Below are 14,792 nucleotides of genomic sequence, written 5' to 3' on the forward strand. Positions count from 1 at the left end.
CGCTCAGCCGCCGGTGCGCCGGGTCAGGACCAGCAGGGCGTCGACGAGGTCCTCCATGGGCGCGCCCGTGGCCAGCCGGCGCAGCTGCTGCCCGAAGACCACCGCGACGACGGCCGGGGCCATGCGGTCCGCGTCCGGCAGACCGAGGCGGGTCAGGATACGGGCGGCCAGGCGGTCGTACGCCGCGAAGCACTCGGCCGCGGCCGCGCGCAGCCGCTCGTCCCGGCCGGCCTGGACGTACAGCTCGAACGGCGCGATGTGCCGGCTGTCGAAACCGTCGCCGCCCGCGACCAGGGCCACCACCTCGGCCGCCTGCCGGATGTCGAGGCAGTCGTCCGGGCACTCGTCGGCCAGGGCCGTGAAGTGCCGGGTCTCCTCGGCCACGAAGAGCAGCAGGCTCTCGCGCAGGAGTTCGTGCTGGGTGGCGAAGTGGTAGGTGATGGACCCGAGGGAGACCTCCGCCTCCTTCGCGATCCGCCGGTTGCTCACGGCGGCGATCCCGTCCTGCCCGATGATCCGCAGCACGGCGTCGATGATGTTCTGACGGGTGCCGGAGGCGGGGCCGGGCACGGCGGCCGGGGCGGAGTCGCTGGACATGACGGCATTCTGCCGCAGCGCCTGACGGCACGTCCGGGCACCCCCGGCGAGCCCGGCGGCCGGTGCGGTGCCGGTCCGGCGGCCGGTGCGGTGCTCGTCCGGGCCGTCCCGGGCTCTGGACAGACCTCTCCCGTCATCCCTACTGTTCGTTCGAACGAACAGCCCGGGAAGGGGAGTTGCCGTGGACGTACGCGGATCGCAGGTTCTGCTCACCGGCGCCACCGGAGGGATCGGTACGGCCCTGGCCGCGGCCCTGGCGGCCGGGGGCGCCCGGCTCGTGATCACCGGGCGGCGGGAGGAGGCGCTGCGGGCCACCGCGGACGCGTACGGCGCGCGCCCGGTCGTCGCCGACCTCGCCTCCCGTACGGACGTCTCCCGCCTCGCCGAGGAGTGCGCGGACACCGACCTGCTGATCGCGAACGCCGCGCTGCCGGCCAGCGGCGAACTCCTCGACTACACCGAGGACCAGATCGACCGGGCCCTGGACGTCAACCTGCGTGCCCCCGTGCTGCTCTCCCGGCTGCTCGCCGCGCGGATGGCGGAGCGTGGCCGCGGCCACATCGTGCTGGTGGGATCCATCTCCGGCAAGGCGGCGACCCGTTCCTCCTCCCTGTACAACGCGACCAAGTTCGGGCTGCGCGGCTTCGCCCTCGCCCTGCGCCAGGACCTCATCGGTACCGGCGTGGGCGTCTCCCTGGTCCAGCCCGGCTTCGTCCGCGACGCCGGCATGTTCGCGGCGACCGGCGCCAGCACCCCGAACCGGATCCGCACGGTCACCCCCGGCCAGGTGGCCGACGGCGTCGTACGGGCCGTCCGGCGCGACCTGTGCGAGGTCAACGTGGCCCCGCTGGAACTGCGGCTGCTGAGCGCGGTCGCGGGCCAGTTCCCCCGCTTCGCCGAACGGGTCCAGGCCAGGGCGGGCTTCGGCGGCGGCTCCATGCGCAAGATCGTCGAGGCCCAGCGCGCCCACCGGTAAGGGCTCCCCGGGTCAGCGGCCGTCGGCGCTCACAGGGGGTCCCCGAGGGGGCCGTACTCCGCCTCCAGGTGCTCGGCCCAATGGGCGGCGAAGTCCGGTTGTGTGCCGTCGGTGTCGGTGAAGCCGTACTCCCGGTACAGGCCCCAGGTGGCCAGGGCCCGGCCGGACTTGGCCATGATGTCCGGGTCGGCGGCCAGGGCGGCGACGGCCCGGCCCAGGTAGGCCGGGGTCTCGGAGTGGGCGAAGTTCGGGTCCTGGGCAGCGCCGTCGCGCCAGTTGGCCTCGGTGACGCCGAAGTGTTCCAGCATGGCCTCCGAGCGCAGGAAACCGGGCGTGAGGGCCACGGCGGCGACGCCATGGGGCCGCAGCTCGGCGGCCTGGGCGACGGCGAGGCGGATGACGGCGGACTTCGCCAGGTCGTAGAAGAACGTGCCGCGGTAGCGGGCGGTGTTGCCGTCGGTGACCTCCACGACCAGGCCGCTCCCGCGGGCGACCATGAGGGGAAGCGCGAACCGGCTGGTGATGATGTGGGTCTCCACCGCTTGTCGCAGCAGCCGCAGACCGGTGTCCAGATCCTGCTCCCACACCGGGCGTTCCCAGTCGGTCAGCGGGTCCCCGCCCCAGACGGAGTTGACCAGGATGTCGAGCCGTCCGCCCTGTTCGGCGGAGATCCGGTCGACGAGGGCCCGGACCTCGTCCGGACGGCTGTGGTCGGTCCGGGCCGCAATGCCCAGCCCGCCCGCGGCGGTGACCTTTTCGGCGGTCTCCTCGATGGTTTCCGGGCGGTCCAGTTCGGAGCGTCCGCCGGTGCCGCTGCTGCGGCCGGTGACGTACACGGTGGCGCCGGCGGCGCCGAGCTCGACGGCGATGCCCCGGCCGCCGCCCCGGGTACCGCCGGCGACCAGGGCCACCTTTCCGGTCAGCGGGCGTGCGTCGGTCGTCATGATTCCTCCAGGTCGTGGTCGTGGCCGTCGCCGTGGTCGTGCCGGGGCGGAAGGTGGGGGGACAGGACGACGCCGAGCTCGTGCCGGAGCCGCTGCTCGAGGGTTCCTTCGCGGTCGAGCGCCCAGGCCAGGCCCGTACCGGCGACGATCGCCTGGACGGTGCGGGCCAGCGCCGCGGTATCGGTCCCGGCCCGGAGCTCGCCCGCACCGGCCGCCTCCGTCAGCAGCCCCTCGATCGCCCGCTTCTGGGTGCGGTGGACGGCCAGCGCGCGCTCGTAGAGCTCCGGATCGCCGAGATCGATGCACAGGAACGCCAGATGATGGGCGAAGCTCTCCGGCGTGGCCATCTCGGCCGCCGACTTCGTCGTCAGCGCCGCCAGGGCCCCGAGCACCGAGTCGTGCGACTGGCGCGCCAGCTCCGCCAGCTCGCCCGCGTCCCGCTCGGACTGCTCGGCCAGTGCCAGGAGCAGGCCGCGCTTGGACCCGAAGCGCTGCACCAGCGTCGCCGGTGCGAGCCCGACCTCGCGCGCCACGGCGGCCAGCGTGAGGCCCGTGGGCCCCACCCGCCCCATGACCTGCGCCGTCGCGCGAAGGATCACCACATCCTCGACCCCGCGGGGACGCCCCATCTCTCTCCGCCGACCCTCCGATAGTAAATGTACGTTCATTTATTAAACCATGCGCAGAGGCACCGGAGGTGGCGACGACGAGGAGGCCGATCCCTGGTACGGGACTAGGAGGTGCCGTCGTCCTGCGGTGCCGGTCGCGCCAGATGGGCTGTGAGCGCCTCGTGGGTGAGGTGGAGCCCGGTGCGCAGGACGGCGTCGTGCCGGGTCGGGTGGGCGGTGCGGTGGGCGGCGTCGAGTGCGCGGGCACGGCGCAGCGCGGCGGTGCAGTCCGCTCCCCGCAGGGCCTCGTCGAGCGCGCGGGCCGTGGCCCGCAGCAGCGGGGCGAGGTCGCGTACGGCCTCGTCGGGCACGGTGGCCCGGTCGCGGGCCCGGTCCGCCAGTTCGTCCGTGAAGAACTGGAGGGTGAGCGCGGTGCGCGCCGCCAGGCGCAGCCGGGGCCGCAGGTCCGCCAGGCGGGTCCGGTCGGCGCTCCGCCACGGCAGGAGGCGCAGCCGCGCGGTCGTCCCGTCGGCCTGGGCGGCCAGTTCGCGGGGCCGCTGCCAGAGCCCGGCGGCCCCCGGCCCGGCGGGGGCCGGCTGTCCGAGGGCCGCCCGGGCCGCGATGCCGTCGAGGAGGGCGGACAGGTCGGTCCGGTACGCGTCCAGGCCCTCCCGTGCCGCGCGGCAGGGGTCGGGCGGCCACAGCAGGGGACCGAGGAGGGCCACGACGGCGATGCCGACCGTGCTCTCCGCCAGTCTGGCCAGCGGGTATCCCGGCACCGGCGTGGCGTAGATCAGCAGGGCGGAGATCAGGACCTGCTGGTTGGGGGAACTCGCCCCGCCCAGCAGGTACATGCCCGCACAGCCGCAGACCAGCATGAGCAGGAACGAGGTGGTGGAGACCGGGAACCAGTGCAGGACAGCCACGCCGACGAGCACCCCCACCACGACTCCGGCGAGCCGCTCCAGGGCCAGCCGGGGAGCGGCGAAGAGGTCCCCGCGCAGGATCAGCACGGCGGGGAGGGCGGCCGGCACCGGGGCCGTGCTGGTGCCGAGCCGGACGCACAGGCCCCACGACACGGCGGCGCACACCACCAGGCGGGCCGCCGGTCCCACCACCGCGCCGAACCGGCGCCGCGCCGCGGCGGCCGGGTGCGCCGGCCCCTCGGCCGCCGCGGGCCGGACCGGCTTCCCGCGGTACGTCACCGCCGGGCGCAGGCGTGGGCGCCGGTGCGTTCGGCGGTCGGGGCCGCCCGCCGTCGGCCCGGGTGACCGGTGGCGCACGGGAGCACCCGGCCCGCGCCGGTCCGGTACGCGGGCGGCACGGCGAGGGCCCCGGACCCGGAACCCGGCGGCTGCTGTGCGGTCATGGCGGCGATCGTAGGCGTACGGCTGCGGGGCCGGAGGCAGCCGCGCCGCGCGCGCGGGTCCACGCGGCGGCCCCGTACGACCGGCCGGGGGGTGGTCGGCCGGTCGTACGGGGCCGGACTCGGACCCCGGTGGTGCGGCGGGTCAGCGCAGCCGCCAGAGCGGGCCGTCCGTGCCGTCGGCGCCGCGCTGGACGATCCTGGCGGCGCCGTCCGCCGCCGCCCGTTCGACGCCCAGCGCCTTGCCGGAGTGGGCGCCGACCAGGCGGAAGCAGCCGGAGCCGTGGTGGACGAGGCGCCACCGGTGGCCGTCGGACCCGGTGTCGGCGTACGCGACGATCCGGGCGCCCTCGGCGGTGGACATCCGCTCCACGCCGAGCACGCGGCCACCGTGGGCGTCACGGATACGGAACCAGCCGTCGGCGTCGGCCAGGAACGTCCACCGGTGGCCGGGCGTGGCGGTGTCGGCGTACGACCCGACCGGGGCCGGGCCGGCGGCAGGTTCCCGCCCGGCGCCGAGCACCTCGCCGGACCCGGGGTCGGCGATCCGGACCGGGCCGTCGGGCTGGAGCAGCCAGAGCCGGTCCTCGGCGGCGAGGTCGGCGCGCTGGACGATCCGCGCACCGTCGGCGGTCGTGGTCGGACGGCCGTCCAGGGCGAGCGCCCTGCCCGAGTGCTTGTTGCGCAGGCGGTACCAGCCGTCGTGGTCGCCGACGAGCCGCCACAGGTGGCCGTCGGGGGCGGTGCCGGATCCGGAGCCCGCGGCCTGGACGGCCCGGGCGCCCTCGGCGGTGGACATGCCGTCCACCGCGAGGACCTTGCCGGAGCGGTGGTTGCGCAGGACGTACCAGCCGTCGTCGTGGGCCTGGAGTTCCCACGCGTGGCCGGCACTGCCGTCGTCCGTGTCCTGGACGATCCCGGCGCGGCCGGGCGCCGCCGTCCGGTCCAGGCCGAGCACCTTGCCGGAGCGGCGGTTGCGGAGCCGGAAGCCGGGCACGGCCCGGTCGGAGGCGGTGGTACGGGAGGAGGCGGTACCGGAGGAGGTGCTACCGGAGGAGGTGGTGGCGGAGGCATCGTCCGAGGCCGAGATGCCGACGGCGCGCGCGGCGCCGTCCGGCAGCGCGGTGATGCGGACCTGGCTCGCGGGGAACGGATCGGTGCCGCCGGGCCCCCTGACCTGGGTCCAGCCGGTCCAGGAGCCGTCCCGGTCGCGGATGCGGTGCCAGGCGTGGCGGTCGAGCCCGACCGCCACGATCTGCGCGCTGCCGTCCGGCATGCCGGCGATCCCGACGGAACTCGCCCCCATGAGGCTGGTGGTGACCCCGGTGGGGCACCGGAACCCGCTCCAGGACCCATCGGCGTGGCGGACCTGGTGGTAGACGATCCCGTCCAGTCCGATGGCCAGGACCTGGGCGGAACCGTCGGGCAGACCCGCGATGTCCAGGGCCGGGCCGCTGAAGGAGGCGGCCCCGTGGGCGCCGGCCAGCCGGCCCCAGGGCGTCCACCTCCCGCGGGCGTCCCGGACGCAGTGGTGGGCGGCGCCGTCCGCGCCGAAGCACACCAGCTGTGTGCTGCCGTCCGGCATCGCGGCGATCGCCACCTGGGTGGCGCTCCAGCGGGCGGCGCCGCCGTTGCCGGGGACGGGACGGAAACCGGCCGGGACGCCGTCGGTCCGGACCTGCTGGTGGTACAGGATGCCGTCCGTGCCGACGGCGACGATCTGGGCACTGCCGTCCCGCAGGCCCGCGACCCCCGCGTCCAGCACGGTGAAGGAGCCGGCCCCGTCGGGTCCCGCCAGGCGCTGCCAGGGCCGCGGCGTGTTCTCCGTACGGCCGGCGCTCATCAGCCACAGGCCGCGGTCGGGCCCGATGCCCAGGACCAGCGTGGTCCCGTCGGGCAGCGCGGCCGCGTCGGCCCGTACGCCGTCGAAGGCCGCGGCGCCCCCGGCCCCGGGCAGCGGGCGGGTGCCGCCCCAGCCGCCGTCCGCGGCGCGCTCGGCCAGGAACAGCGTGCGCCCGTCGATCGCGTACGGAGGCAGCGGACGGCCGTAGAACCAGATCGGGTTGGTGACGGCGACCATCTGGTTCGGCACCGTCCACGCGGGCTCCGGGCGGCGCACCTCGGCGCGGGCGAACAGGGACGCCCTGCCCCAGCCCCGCCAGTGCAGGCGGGCGCTGCCGCCGGCGCCGATCGCCGTCGAGGCCATGACACCCCACTCGGTGACGAGCACCGCGACGGTGTGCGGGGCACCGGTGACGGTGACGTGGACGTCCACCGTGTCGAAGAACGACAGCGGGAGCTCCTCGCCCGGCCCCACGCTCACCCCGTTCGCGGACGCGGTGAAGTCCACCGTCACGGCGGCCGATTCCGCCGCGTACGAGCGGCCCGCGCGCACGGCCTCGAGCAGCGCGGCGGTGGACAGCGAGCCCGCCCGTACCACGGTGTGCGGCCGCCCGACGACGTCACCGGGGGCGTGCGCGTCGCTGTTGCCCACACCGGCGAGACGTCGGCCCAGGCAGAGCCGGGCGTGCCAGAGGGCGACGTTCGCCTCGTCGTCCAGGGTCCAGGGGCCGTTCCAGATCTCCATGGCGTCGACGCCGTCGAGGCCGAACGTCCACAGGGAGCCGGCGCCGGGGGTCATCGGGTGCGCGGCGACGACGAGACCGCCGAGGCTGTGCACGCGCCGTACGTGTCCGTCGAACGCCCCGTCGGACGGGCCGTAATGCCAGTCCACCCACTCGCCCTGCGGAAGTCCGAGGGCCAGCCAGTGCCCGTGCCGGGTGGTCACCTCCTCCGCGTTGACGACCAGCAGGTCGCGGGGGACGTTGCCGCGCCACGACAGGCCGGTGGAGCTGGTGTTGTGGTCGGAGGTGGCGATGAAGTCCAGCCGGGCGGCGCGGGCGGCGGCGACGAGCTCGTCGACCGTCCGGTGTCCGTCGGAGTGGACGGTGTGCAGGTGCAGGTCCCCGCGGTACCAGCCGGCGCCGCGGCCGGACACCGCAGCGGGCAGGACGTCGTGGGGAGCGGTGGGCGGCGGGTCGCCGAACTCCAGGGTCACCCGGACCTCCCAGCCCATGCCGCCGGGTTCGCTGACCATCGGGCCGAGGGCCACGGACCACCTGCCCGGCTGGACGGGGCCGGGCAAGTAGCCGGGGGTGGCGTCGGCGGCCGACAGGGTGAAGTCCCGCCGGGCGCCGCCCGACCAGCCGCGGAAACCGGTCGGCCCGAAGATGCCGATGTCGAGCATGTTGGACCAGGTCCCGGGCAGGGAGGGGGAGGTGGCCGGGTCGAAGCTGGAGCCGACGGATATGCGGCGCACCCCGGCCGGCACGTCGAAGTCGACGGAGGCCCACTGGTCGAAGCCGAAGGGGGAGCGGCCGCGGTACGTCGTCGTCTCGGTCCGGCCGTCCCCGCCGGCGCGCGTCGCGGCGTACGTGAGGTCCGTCGGCACCAGGGCGGCCGGTCCGCCGGCGGTCAGCAGCGCCCCGAGCCGCAGGACGTCCCGGCGGCCGGGGAGGGGATCAGCGCGGAGGGGGTCGGTGCGGAGGGGGTCGGTCACGTCATCGTCCTCTCGTCTTCCTGTCACGCCGGCGCGCCGAAGGACGCGAGGGCCGCGTCTTGTTCGACCGAACAGTAGGGCACCGGGCGAAGGGTGGGAACGACTCGTTCATGCCAAGTCCGAGGAGTGGGGGAGCGTACCCGCTGGCCTGTTCGGGGGAGTTGCGGGCAGCCGCGCCCGTGTCCCGGGCGGGGCCGGCCCCGCCGACCCCGCGCCGTCCCCTCTCATGGGGAACGGACCGCCGCCGCGGGGAGGCGGGGCACCGTACACGAGGAGGCCCGGGCAGGGATGACGGACGCCGCGCGCATCGACGTACACCAGCACCTGATCCCCCCGGACCGCGGCCGCGCGATGGCCGAACGGGCCGCGGCGCTCGGCTGGCCCGCACCGGCCTGGGACGGACCGGGCGCGATCGCGATGATGGACCGCAGATCGATCGCCACCGGAGTGCTGTCCTTCCCCGCGCCGCTCGCCGCACCGGACGACACCGCCGGGGCCCGCGACGGCGCCCGGCGCGTGAACGAGTACACCGCCGAGGTGGTCAAGGACCGCCCCGACCGCTTCGGTCACTTCGCCGCCCTGCCCCTGCCCGACGTCGACGGCGCCCTCGCCGAGGCCGCGCACGCCCTGGACGTGCTGCACGCCGACGGTGTGATCGTGCTGTCCAACACCGGCGGCCGGTACCTCGGCGACCCGGCCTTCGAACCGCTGTGGGCGGAGCTCGACGCCCGCGCAGCCGTCGTCCTCGTCCACCCCACCGCACCGCCCGGCGAGCCGGTCCCGGGCCTGCCCGGCCCTCTGGTGGACTTCCCGTACGACACCGCCCGCACCGCCCTGCACCTGGCCGTGCACGGCGTGCCGCGCCGGTACCCGAACCTGAAGCTGATCCTGCCCCACGCGGGCGGCTTCCTGCCGTACGCCGCCCAGCGGTTCGCGGTGGTCGCGCGCCTGCACGCCGGCCTCACCCCCGAGGGCCTCCTGGAGGACCTGCGGCGCTTCTACTTCGACACCGCGCTGTCGGCAGGCCCCGCCGCGCTGCCCTCCCTGACCGCGTTCGCCGCGCCCGGGCACATCCTCTACGGCAGCGACTTCCCCATGCTCCCCGAGGAGTGGGGCACCGGCTTCGACGCGGGGCTGGACGCGTACCCGCACGGGGACGACGGGCAGCTGCACGCGATCAACCGCGGCAACGCCGAGCTCCTGCTGCCCCGGCTCGCCCGCGCCTGAGCCCGCGGCGCGCCTGTCGCCCGCCGGACGCCCGCGGCCTGCTGGGGCACCTGTCGCCCGCCGGACGCCCGCGGCCTGCTGGGGCACCTGTCGCCCGCCGGACGCCCGCGGCCTGCCGGGGCGCCCGCCGCCCCGCCGCGCCCGGCGCTACCGGCGGCGCGGCCAGGGCGGGCGGCGGCGGGAGATGCGCGACCTGCGTCCGGACGGGGCCGGCGCGGCCAGCGCGAACGTCACCGTGATGCGCGCCCCGCCCAGCGGGCTGACGGCGATGTGCATCGAGCCGCCCGTGGCGGTCGCGGCCCGCTGCGCGATGTCGAGCCCCAGTCCCGTGGACCCGGTGCTGCTGCCGCGCGAGAGCGCCCGGTCCGGGTCGGGGATGCCCGGTCCGCCGTCCTCCACGACCAGCTCCACGGCCTGGGCCGTGCGTACCACGTGGACGCCGAACGGGGTCCCGGGCGCGGTGTGGCGGAAGATGTTGCCGATGAGCGCGTCCACCACGGCGGCGATGTCGTCGTCGGACAGCGCGACGGCCGTGGGCTCCTGGGTGAGGTCCACTGTGCAGCAGCGGTTCTGCTGCTCCGCCAGGACCGACCAGAACGCCGTACGACGGCGGACCACGTCGGCCGCCTCGCAGCGCGGGGCCACGGCGGGCGCCCCCGCGCCCCCGGCGCCCTGGTGGCCCGCGGCCGCCTCCGGACCGAGCATGCCCTGGCCCATGGGTCCCACGGCGAGCGGGGTGCGGGCCGCCGCGATGATGGCCCGCAGCTCCGCCTCCAGCTCGGCGACCGCGGCTTCGACCCTGGCCGACTCCGGCGTACCGGCCATGCGTTCCGACGCCAGGTGCAGCGCCGTCAGCGGGGTGCGCAGCCGGTGGGACAGGTCCGCGACGAGCTCGCGCTCGACGGCGAGCAGTTCGGTCATCCGGTGGGCCATCGCGTTGAAGGCGACGCCCGCGTCCCGCAGTTCCTTGGGGCCCATGGGGTCCACCCGGGTGTCCAGGTCGCCCTGGCCCAGGGCGTGCGAGGCCTGCGCGAGCCGCCGGGAGGACCGCACGACCTTCGCGCCCAGCCGGTCGGCGACCAGGACCGAACCGCCGATCAGACCCACGGCGAGGAAGGCCATGACGGCCCATGACCGGGTGACCCCGCGGCTCAGTTCCTTCTCGGGGACGAAGTTCTCGATCACGGCCACCTGGTCGTCGGCGAGGACCACCGGCTGCAGGCAGATCCAGCCGCCCGGGATCTCCTGGGAGATGGACTCCCGGCCCCGCTGCGCCCGTTCGAGCAGTGCCGCCGGGGCCTTGGACGGGCCGAGCGCGCCGCCGTACGGCAGATGGACGACCAGCCGCTCGGCCGCGTCCAGGCTCGCCACCGACTCCCGCAGGGCGGCCGGATCCGTGGTGAGCGTCAGCACGGGTGCCAGGGCGGCGGCCTGTTGCTCGGCTGCGGTGACGCCCTGCTCCTTGACCAGCGACATCACCAGCGCGGCCAGCGGTATGAGGAACGAGAGGGCGACCATGGAGGTCACGGCGAGCGCCACCCCGGCCAGTGAGCGCCTCACCGCGGCGCCACCAGTTTGATGCCGACGCCGCGGACCGTCAGCAGGTAGCGCGGGGCCGCCGCCCGTTCGCCCAGCTTGCGGCGCAGGGACGACAGGTGCACGTCGACGGTCTGGTCGTCCACGTACGGCTCGCGCCACACCTCGGTCAGCAGCCGGCGCTTGGAGACCACCTGGCCGCTGTGGTGGGCGAGGAACGCCAGCAGGTCGAACTCCCGGCGCGTCAGCCGCAGCTCCCGGCCGGCCAGGTACGCGGTGCGCGCGCCCGGGTCCACCGCGAGCTCGCCCACGGTCGTGGGCCGCAGCGGCTCGGCCGCCGGCGCCACCGGTGCGCCGGACGCGGCACCGGCGGGCGGCGGCACATGGCTGGTGCGCCGCAGGACGGCGGACAGGCGTGCGATGAGCTGGCCCCCGGAGAAGGGCTTGACCAGGTAGTCGTCGGCACCCGCGTTGAGGAGCTTGATGATCTCCGCCTCGTCGTCGCGGGCGGTGGCCACCAGCACGGGCACGGAGGATATGCCCCGGATCATGCGCAGGGCGTCCCCGCCGTCCAGATCGGGCAGCCCCAGGTCGAGGACCACCGCGTCGACGGGCGTCTGGGTGACCTCGCGCAGCGCGCCGAACCCGTCGGCCACGCTGCGCACGGCATACCCGTGCTCCGCCAGGACCTCGATCAGTGACTGGCGGATGCTGGGGTCGTCTTCCACGACCAGGACGCTCGGCATGGGGACACTTTAGGGGGCGTCGAACACGGGTCCGTCGCCGGTGACGCGCAGGCGCACGGGCCGGTCGGAGACCGGAATGGTGCAGCCCTCCCGGGTGCTGCAGCTCGCGTAGCCGAGCAGGACCGTCGCGTTCCCCGTGCCGTCGGCGCGCACGGGCAGCGTGGCCGTGACCGGGCCGTCCGGGTAGACGGGGACGGGGGCGTCGACCCCGGGCAGGCTGATCGACCGCACCTCGGCGTCGGCGGTCAGCCTGCCCTCCGCCGTGAGGGAGCCGGTGACGGCCATCGCGGTCGGCCGGCCCACGCCCTCGACGCCGGTGGGCGGCAGATCGGCGCTGTAGAGGTGGAACCCCGGCTTCTCGGGCGTGAAGACGGCGGTCAGCGTGCCCTTCGAGGTGCCTTTCGAGGTGCCCTTCGACGACGTGTCCTTCGACGTGTCCTTCGACGCCTGCCAGCCGGACACCGACAGCGTGACGGTGACCCCGTTCTCGGTGAAACGGGTCGTCGCGGGTGCGGCGGCACCGGAGCCGGTGCCGGAGCTGGCGCCGGTGCCCTGCGCGGGCTGCTGTCCGCAGGCCGCGAGGGCGGCCACGGCGACGAGGGCGGCCCCCAGCCGGGCGGTGCGCGAAGGCCGTACGTACGGGAAAGCGTTCATCCGTCTCTCTCTGTCTCTTCGTGCCGGTGGTACATCTGTGGTGCGGACCGGCCCTAGAGGGCCGTGGCGAAGCCGGCGCTCCACACCTGGAGCCGGTACACCAGGTCGTTCCAGACCCCCGTGGCCAGCGCCACGCCGACGAGGACGAGCATCCCGCCGCCGATCCGCAGAACCCACGCGTAATGGCGCTTGACCAGGCCGAACGCCCCCAGCGTCCGGCGGAAGGCCAGCGCGGCCAGGACGAACGGCAGCCCCAGCCCGAGGCAGTAGGCGGCCATGAGCAGGGCGCCGCGCCCCGCACTGGCCTCGGTCCAGGCCAGCGCCTGGACGGCGGCCAGGGTCGGGCCGATGCACGGGGTCCAGCCGACCGCGAACACCGCCCCCAGCAGCGGCGCTCCGGCGAGCCCCAGCACCGGCCGCCGGTGGCTGCGCAGTTCCCGCTGCGTCAACCCCGGAAGGAACCCCATGAACGACAGACCCATCAGGACCGTGAACACACCGAGCACCTGGGTGACCGCCTCCTGGTGGGCCAGGAGGGTACGGCCGGCGTAGCCGAACAGGGCGCCCCCGGAGACGAGGACCGCTGTGAAACCGAGGACGAACAGCAGCGCGCCGGCCGCCATCCGGCTGCGGCGACCGCCGCGCGCGGCCGCCAGGTCGGCGACCGACAGGCTGGTCACGTAACTGAGGTAGCCCGGTACGAGAGGAAGGACGCACGGCGACAGGAACGAGACCAGACCCGCGACGAACGCCACGGGGGCCGCGATCGCGAGCGTTCCGGTCAGGAGGGAAGCGGTGTCGGTGGCGGCGAGCGCCCAGGGGCCGGCCGCCGTCACGGTACCTGCTCCGGTTCCGCCACCACGCTCGCCAGCAGGGGCCGCAGCTCCTCGTCGGTGACGGCGCCCCCGATGCCGGCCGCGATCCGGCCGCGCCGGTCGATCACGAGGGTCGAGGGAACCGTCTGCGGGTTGAGCACAGCGGGCGGGAACCGGAGCAGGAGGGAACCGTCCGGATCGTGGAGGCTGGGGAAGCTCAGACCGTGCGCGCGGACGAACGACTGCGCCGCCGCCCGGTCCAGGTCCCGGGTGTTGATGCCGAGGAACGTCACCCCCTGGCCCCGGGTCTGCCGGTTCAGCCGCTCCAGGTCGTCGGCCTCCGCGCGGCAGGGGCCGCACCAGGAACCCCAGACGTTGACCACGACGACCTGGCCCCGCAGGCCGGCGAGGCTGACCGGCCTGCCGTCCAGGTCGTCACCGGCCAGGGCGGGTGCGTCCTGCCGGGCGCCGGGGGCCACGACCCTCGCCCCGTCCGCCGGCCGGACGGCGCCGCCCGCCCGCCCCGCCGTCCCGGGGGCGCCCGTATCGCCCCCGTCGTCCGTGGCGAGGCCGGCGAGGACCAGGGCGGCCGCCACCGCGAGGCCGGCCCCGGCCGGTACGGCGACGGCCCGCCGGCGCGGTGGTCTCATGACGCCCACTTCCGGAGGAAGGCGTTGATGCCGTCCGCGGTCAGCGAGGGGTTGCCCGTGACGTGGGTGTCGGTGCGCACCGTGCCGGACGGGGAGACCACGACCAGGACAGGCATCGTGTACGTCCCGCCCGAGGGGCTGTACTTGCGCAGCAGCGCCGAGTTGGCGGTGCTGTCGCCACCGATGTCGATCTTCACCAGGTGGTACGAGGCCCCCAGGATCGCCGCCGTCTGCGGCTGGGCGAACACCTTGTCGGCGGCCTTGCAGTTGCCGCACCAGTTCGCGCCGAAGTCGAGCAGCACCGTGCGCCCGTCGGCCTTCGCCGCGCGCAGCGCCGCGTCGATCTGCTTCTGGGCGTCGGCCGAACTGTCGTAGCCGGGGCCGGGTATCCGGCCCGGCGCGGGCGCGGTGGACGCGCCGGGCTTGCGGCCGGCGGCCGAACCGGTCTGGGCGCGCGAGGGGGTGGGCGAGGCCGCGGGCCGGGTCCCGGCGGACGCGGACGCCGATGTCGAGGGCGATGTCGAGGGCGATACGGACGGCGAGGCCGAAGCGGTGGGCGAGGCGTCCGTCGCCCCCGTCGCGGACGCCGCCTCCGGGGTGAGGGTCTGCGCGGACCGGCCGGGCGCCGATGCAGCGGATCCGGCGGGCTGCGAGGACGGCCCGCAGGCCGTGGCCAGCCCCGCCGCGACCACGGCCGCGGCGACGAGCGGCAGTCGCCTCCCCAGGGGCGCGGCGGAGCGGACGGGTCGGAGCATGCGAGAACTCATGGCGAAGACACCCCAAGGCACGGTTCGGACTGCGGGAGGGGCGAGAACGCCTCCCGGCACGGTGAAACCGGCGGCCCGCCGCCGCGCCGGGCGTCGCGTTCGCTACGTCCCGGCGCCGAGGGCCGCTCGGCTGACGCGAGCATAGGTCCGCCCGGCGCCACCGGAACCTGCTGTGCCGGATCTTGAGGTTGCCCTAAGGAAGAGCTCACGTTCCGCTTCGCCGGAGCCCGGTCCAACAGGGCTCATAACGTGGTGAATACGGCGAACGCGGTGAACGCGCTGAAAGCGGCGAAAGGGGCCGGCGTGGCCGAGCGGTGCGGACCGGCCGGAGCCGCTGGCCGCCGGGA

14 protein-coding genes are annotated in these 14,792 nt (G+C 75.5%); 2 read left to right on the top strand and 12 right to left on the bottom strand.

All coding sequences use genetic code 11. The annotated features are described in order from the left end of the window. Positions 1 to 3 precede the first annotated feature (3 nt). Entirely contained in the window at positions 4 to 597 is a 594-nt protein-coding gene (locus ACIPXB_RS03730; protein ID WP_401444049.1) for a TetR/AcrR family transcriptional regulator, read from the bottom strand. A 181-nt stretch (positions 598 to 778) separates the two neighbouring features. Between ACIPXB_RS03730 and ACIPXB_RS03735 the strand changes: the two genes are divergently transcribed. Beyond that, complete coding sequence (locus ACIPXB_RS03735; RefSeq protein WP_401444052.1) at positions 779 to 1,573, top strand: SDR family NAD(P)-dependent oxidoreductase; 795 nt, start codon at positions 779 to 781, stop codon at positions 1,571 to 1,573. Positions 1,574 to 1,602: 29 nt separating this feature from the next. Here ACIPXB_RS03735 and ACIPXB_RS03740 read toward each other — a convergent pair whose 3' ends face one another. From ACIPXB_RS03740 to ACIPXB_RS03760, 5 genes are all read right to left on the bottom strand, one after another. Next, a complete protein-coding gene (locus ACIPXB_RS03740; protein WP_401444055.1) occupies positions 1,603 to 2,517 on the bottom strand; it encodes an SDR family oxidoreductase in 915 nt (304 codons plus the stop codon). Beyond that, entirely contained in the window at positions 2,514 to 3,119 is a 606-nt protein-coding gene (locus ACIPXB_RS03745; protein ID WP_401444058.1) for a TetR/AcrR family transcriptional regulator, read from the bottom strand. The genes ACIPXB_RS03740 and ACIPXB_RS03745 overlap by 4 nt, the downstream gene beginning before the upstream one ends. Positions 3,120 to 3,250: 131 nt before the next feature. Then, positions 3,251 to 4,330 (bottom strand): FUSC family protein, encoded by a 1,080-nt coding sequence (locus ACIPXB_RS03750; protein ID WP_401444061.1) that lies wholly within the window; start codon positions 4,328 to 4,330, stop codon positions 3,251 to 3,253. After that, positions 4,327 to 4,494, bottom strand: coding sequence for a hypothetical protein (locus ACIPXB_RS03755; RefSeq protein ID WP_401444064.1), 168 nt, complete (start codon positions 4,492 to 4,494; stop codon positions 4,327 to 4,329). Before ACIPXB_RS03755 ends, ACIPXB_RS03750 begins: the two co-directional genes overlap by 4 nt. A 142-nt stretch (positions 4,495 to 4,636) precedes the next feature. After that, positions 4,637 to 8,050, bottom strand: a complete 3,414-nt coding sequence (locus tag ACIPXB_RS03760; protein WP_401444067.1) for a CehA/McbA family metallohydrolase — start codon at positions 8,048 to 8,050, stop codon at positions 4,637 to 4,639. A gap of 288 nt (positions 8,051 to 8,338) precedes the next feature. Here ACIPXB_RS03760 and ACIPXB_RS03765 point away from each other — a divergent pair, with 288 nt between their 5' ends. Next, positions 8,339 to 9,277 carry an amidohydrolase family protein gene (locus ACIPXB_RS03765; protein ID WP_401444070.1) on the top strand — a complete coding sequence of 313 codons (939 nt, stop codon included), beginning with the start codon at positions 8,339 to 8,341 and terminating at the stop codon, positions 9,275 to 9,277. A gap of 147 nt (positions 9,278 to 9,424) precedes the next feature. Here ACIPXB_RS03765 and ACIPXB_RS03770 read toward each other — a convergent pair whose 3' ends face one another. Genes ACIPXB_RS03770 through ACIPXB_RS03795 form a run of 6 tightly spaced genes read right to left on the bottom strand, consistent with a single transcriptional unit; the run spans position 9,425 to position 14,433 of the window. Further along, complete coding sequence (locus ACIPXB_RS03770; RefSeq protein WP_401444072.1) at positions 9,425 to 10,837, bottom strand: ATP-binding protein; 1,413 nt, start codon at positions 10,835 to 10,837, stop codon at positions 9,425 to 9,427. Beyond that, positions 10,834 to 11,559, bottom strand: coding sequence for a response regulator transcription factor (locus tag ACIPXB_RS03775; RefSeq protein WP_401444075.1), 726 nt, complete (start codon positions 11,557 to 11,559; stop codon positions 10,834 to 10,836). Before ACIPXB_RS03775 ends, ACIPXB_RS03770 begins: the two co-directional genes overlap by 4 nt. Positions 11,560 to 11,568: 9 nt before the next feature. After that, positions 11,569 to 12,213 carry a hypothetical protein gene (locus ACIPXB_RS03780; protein ID WP_401444077.1) on the bottom strand — a complete coding sequence of 215 codons (645 nt, stop codon included), beginning with the start codon at positions 12,211 to 12,213 and terminating at the stop codon, positions 11,569 to 11,571. A gap of 53 nt (positions 12,214 to 12,266) precedes the next feature. Further along, positions 12,267 to 13,049 (bottom strand): cytochrome c biogenesis CcdA family protein, encoded by a 783-nt coding sequence (locus ACIPXB_RS03785; protein ID WP_401444080.1) that lies wholly within the window; start codon positions 13,047 to 13,049, stop codon positions 12,267 to 12,269. Beyond that, on the bottom strand, positions 13,046 to 13,678 hold the full coding sequence (locus tag ACIPXB_RS03790) for a TlpA family protein disulfide reductase (protein WP_401444082.1): 633 nt from the start codon (positions 13,676 to 13,678) through the stop codon (positions 13,046 to 13,048). The genes ACIPXB_RS03785 and ACIPXB_RS03790 overlap by 4 nt, the downstream gene beginning before the upstream one ends. Then, on the bottom strand, positions 13,675 to 14,433 hold the full coding sequence (locus tag ACIPXB_RS03795) for a thioredoxin family protein (RefSeq protein WP_401444084.1): 759 nt from the start codon (positions 14,431 to 14,433) through the stop codon (positions 13,675 to 13,677). Before ACIPXB_RS03795 ends, ACIPXB_RS03790 begins: the two co-directional genes overlap by 4 nt. Positions 14,434 to 14,792: the final 359 nt, after the last annotated feature.

Source organism: Streptomyces sp. NPDC090022, from assembly GCF_044748145.1.
Taxonomy (GTDB): Bacteria; Actinomycetota; Actinomycetes; order Streptomycetales; family Streptomycetaceae; genus Streptomyces.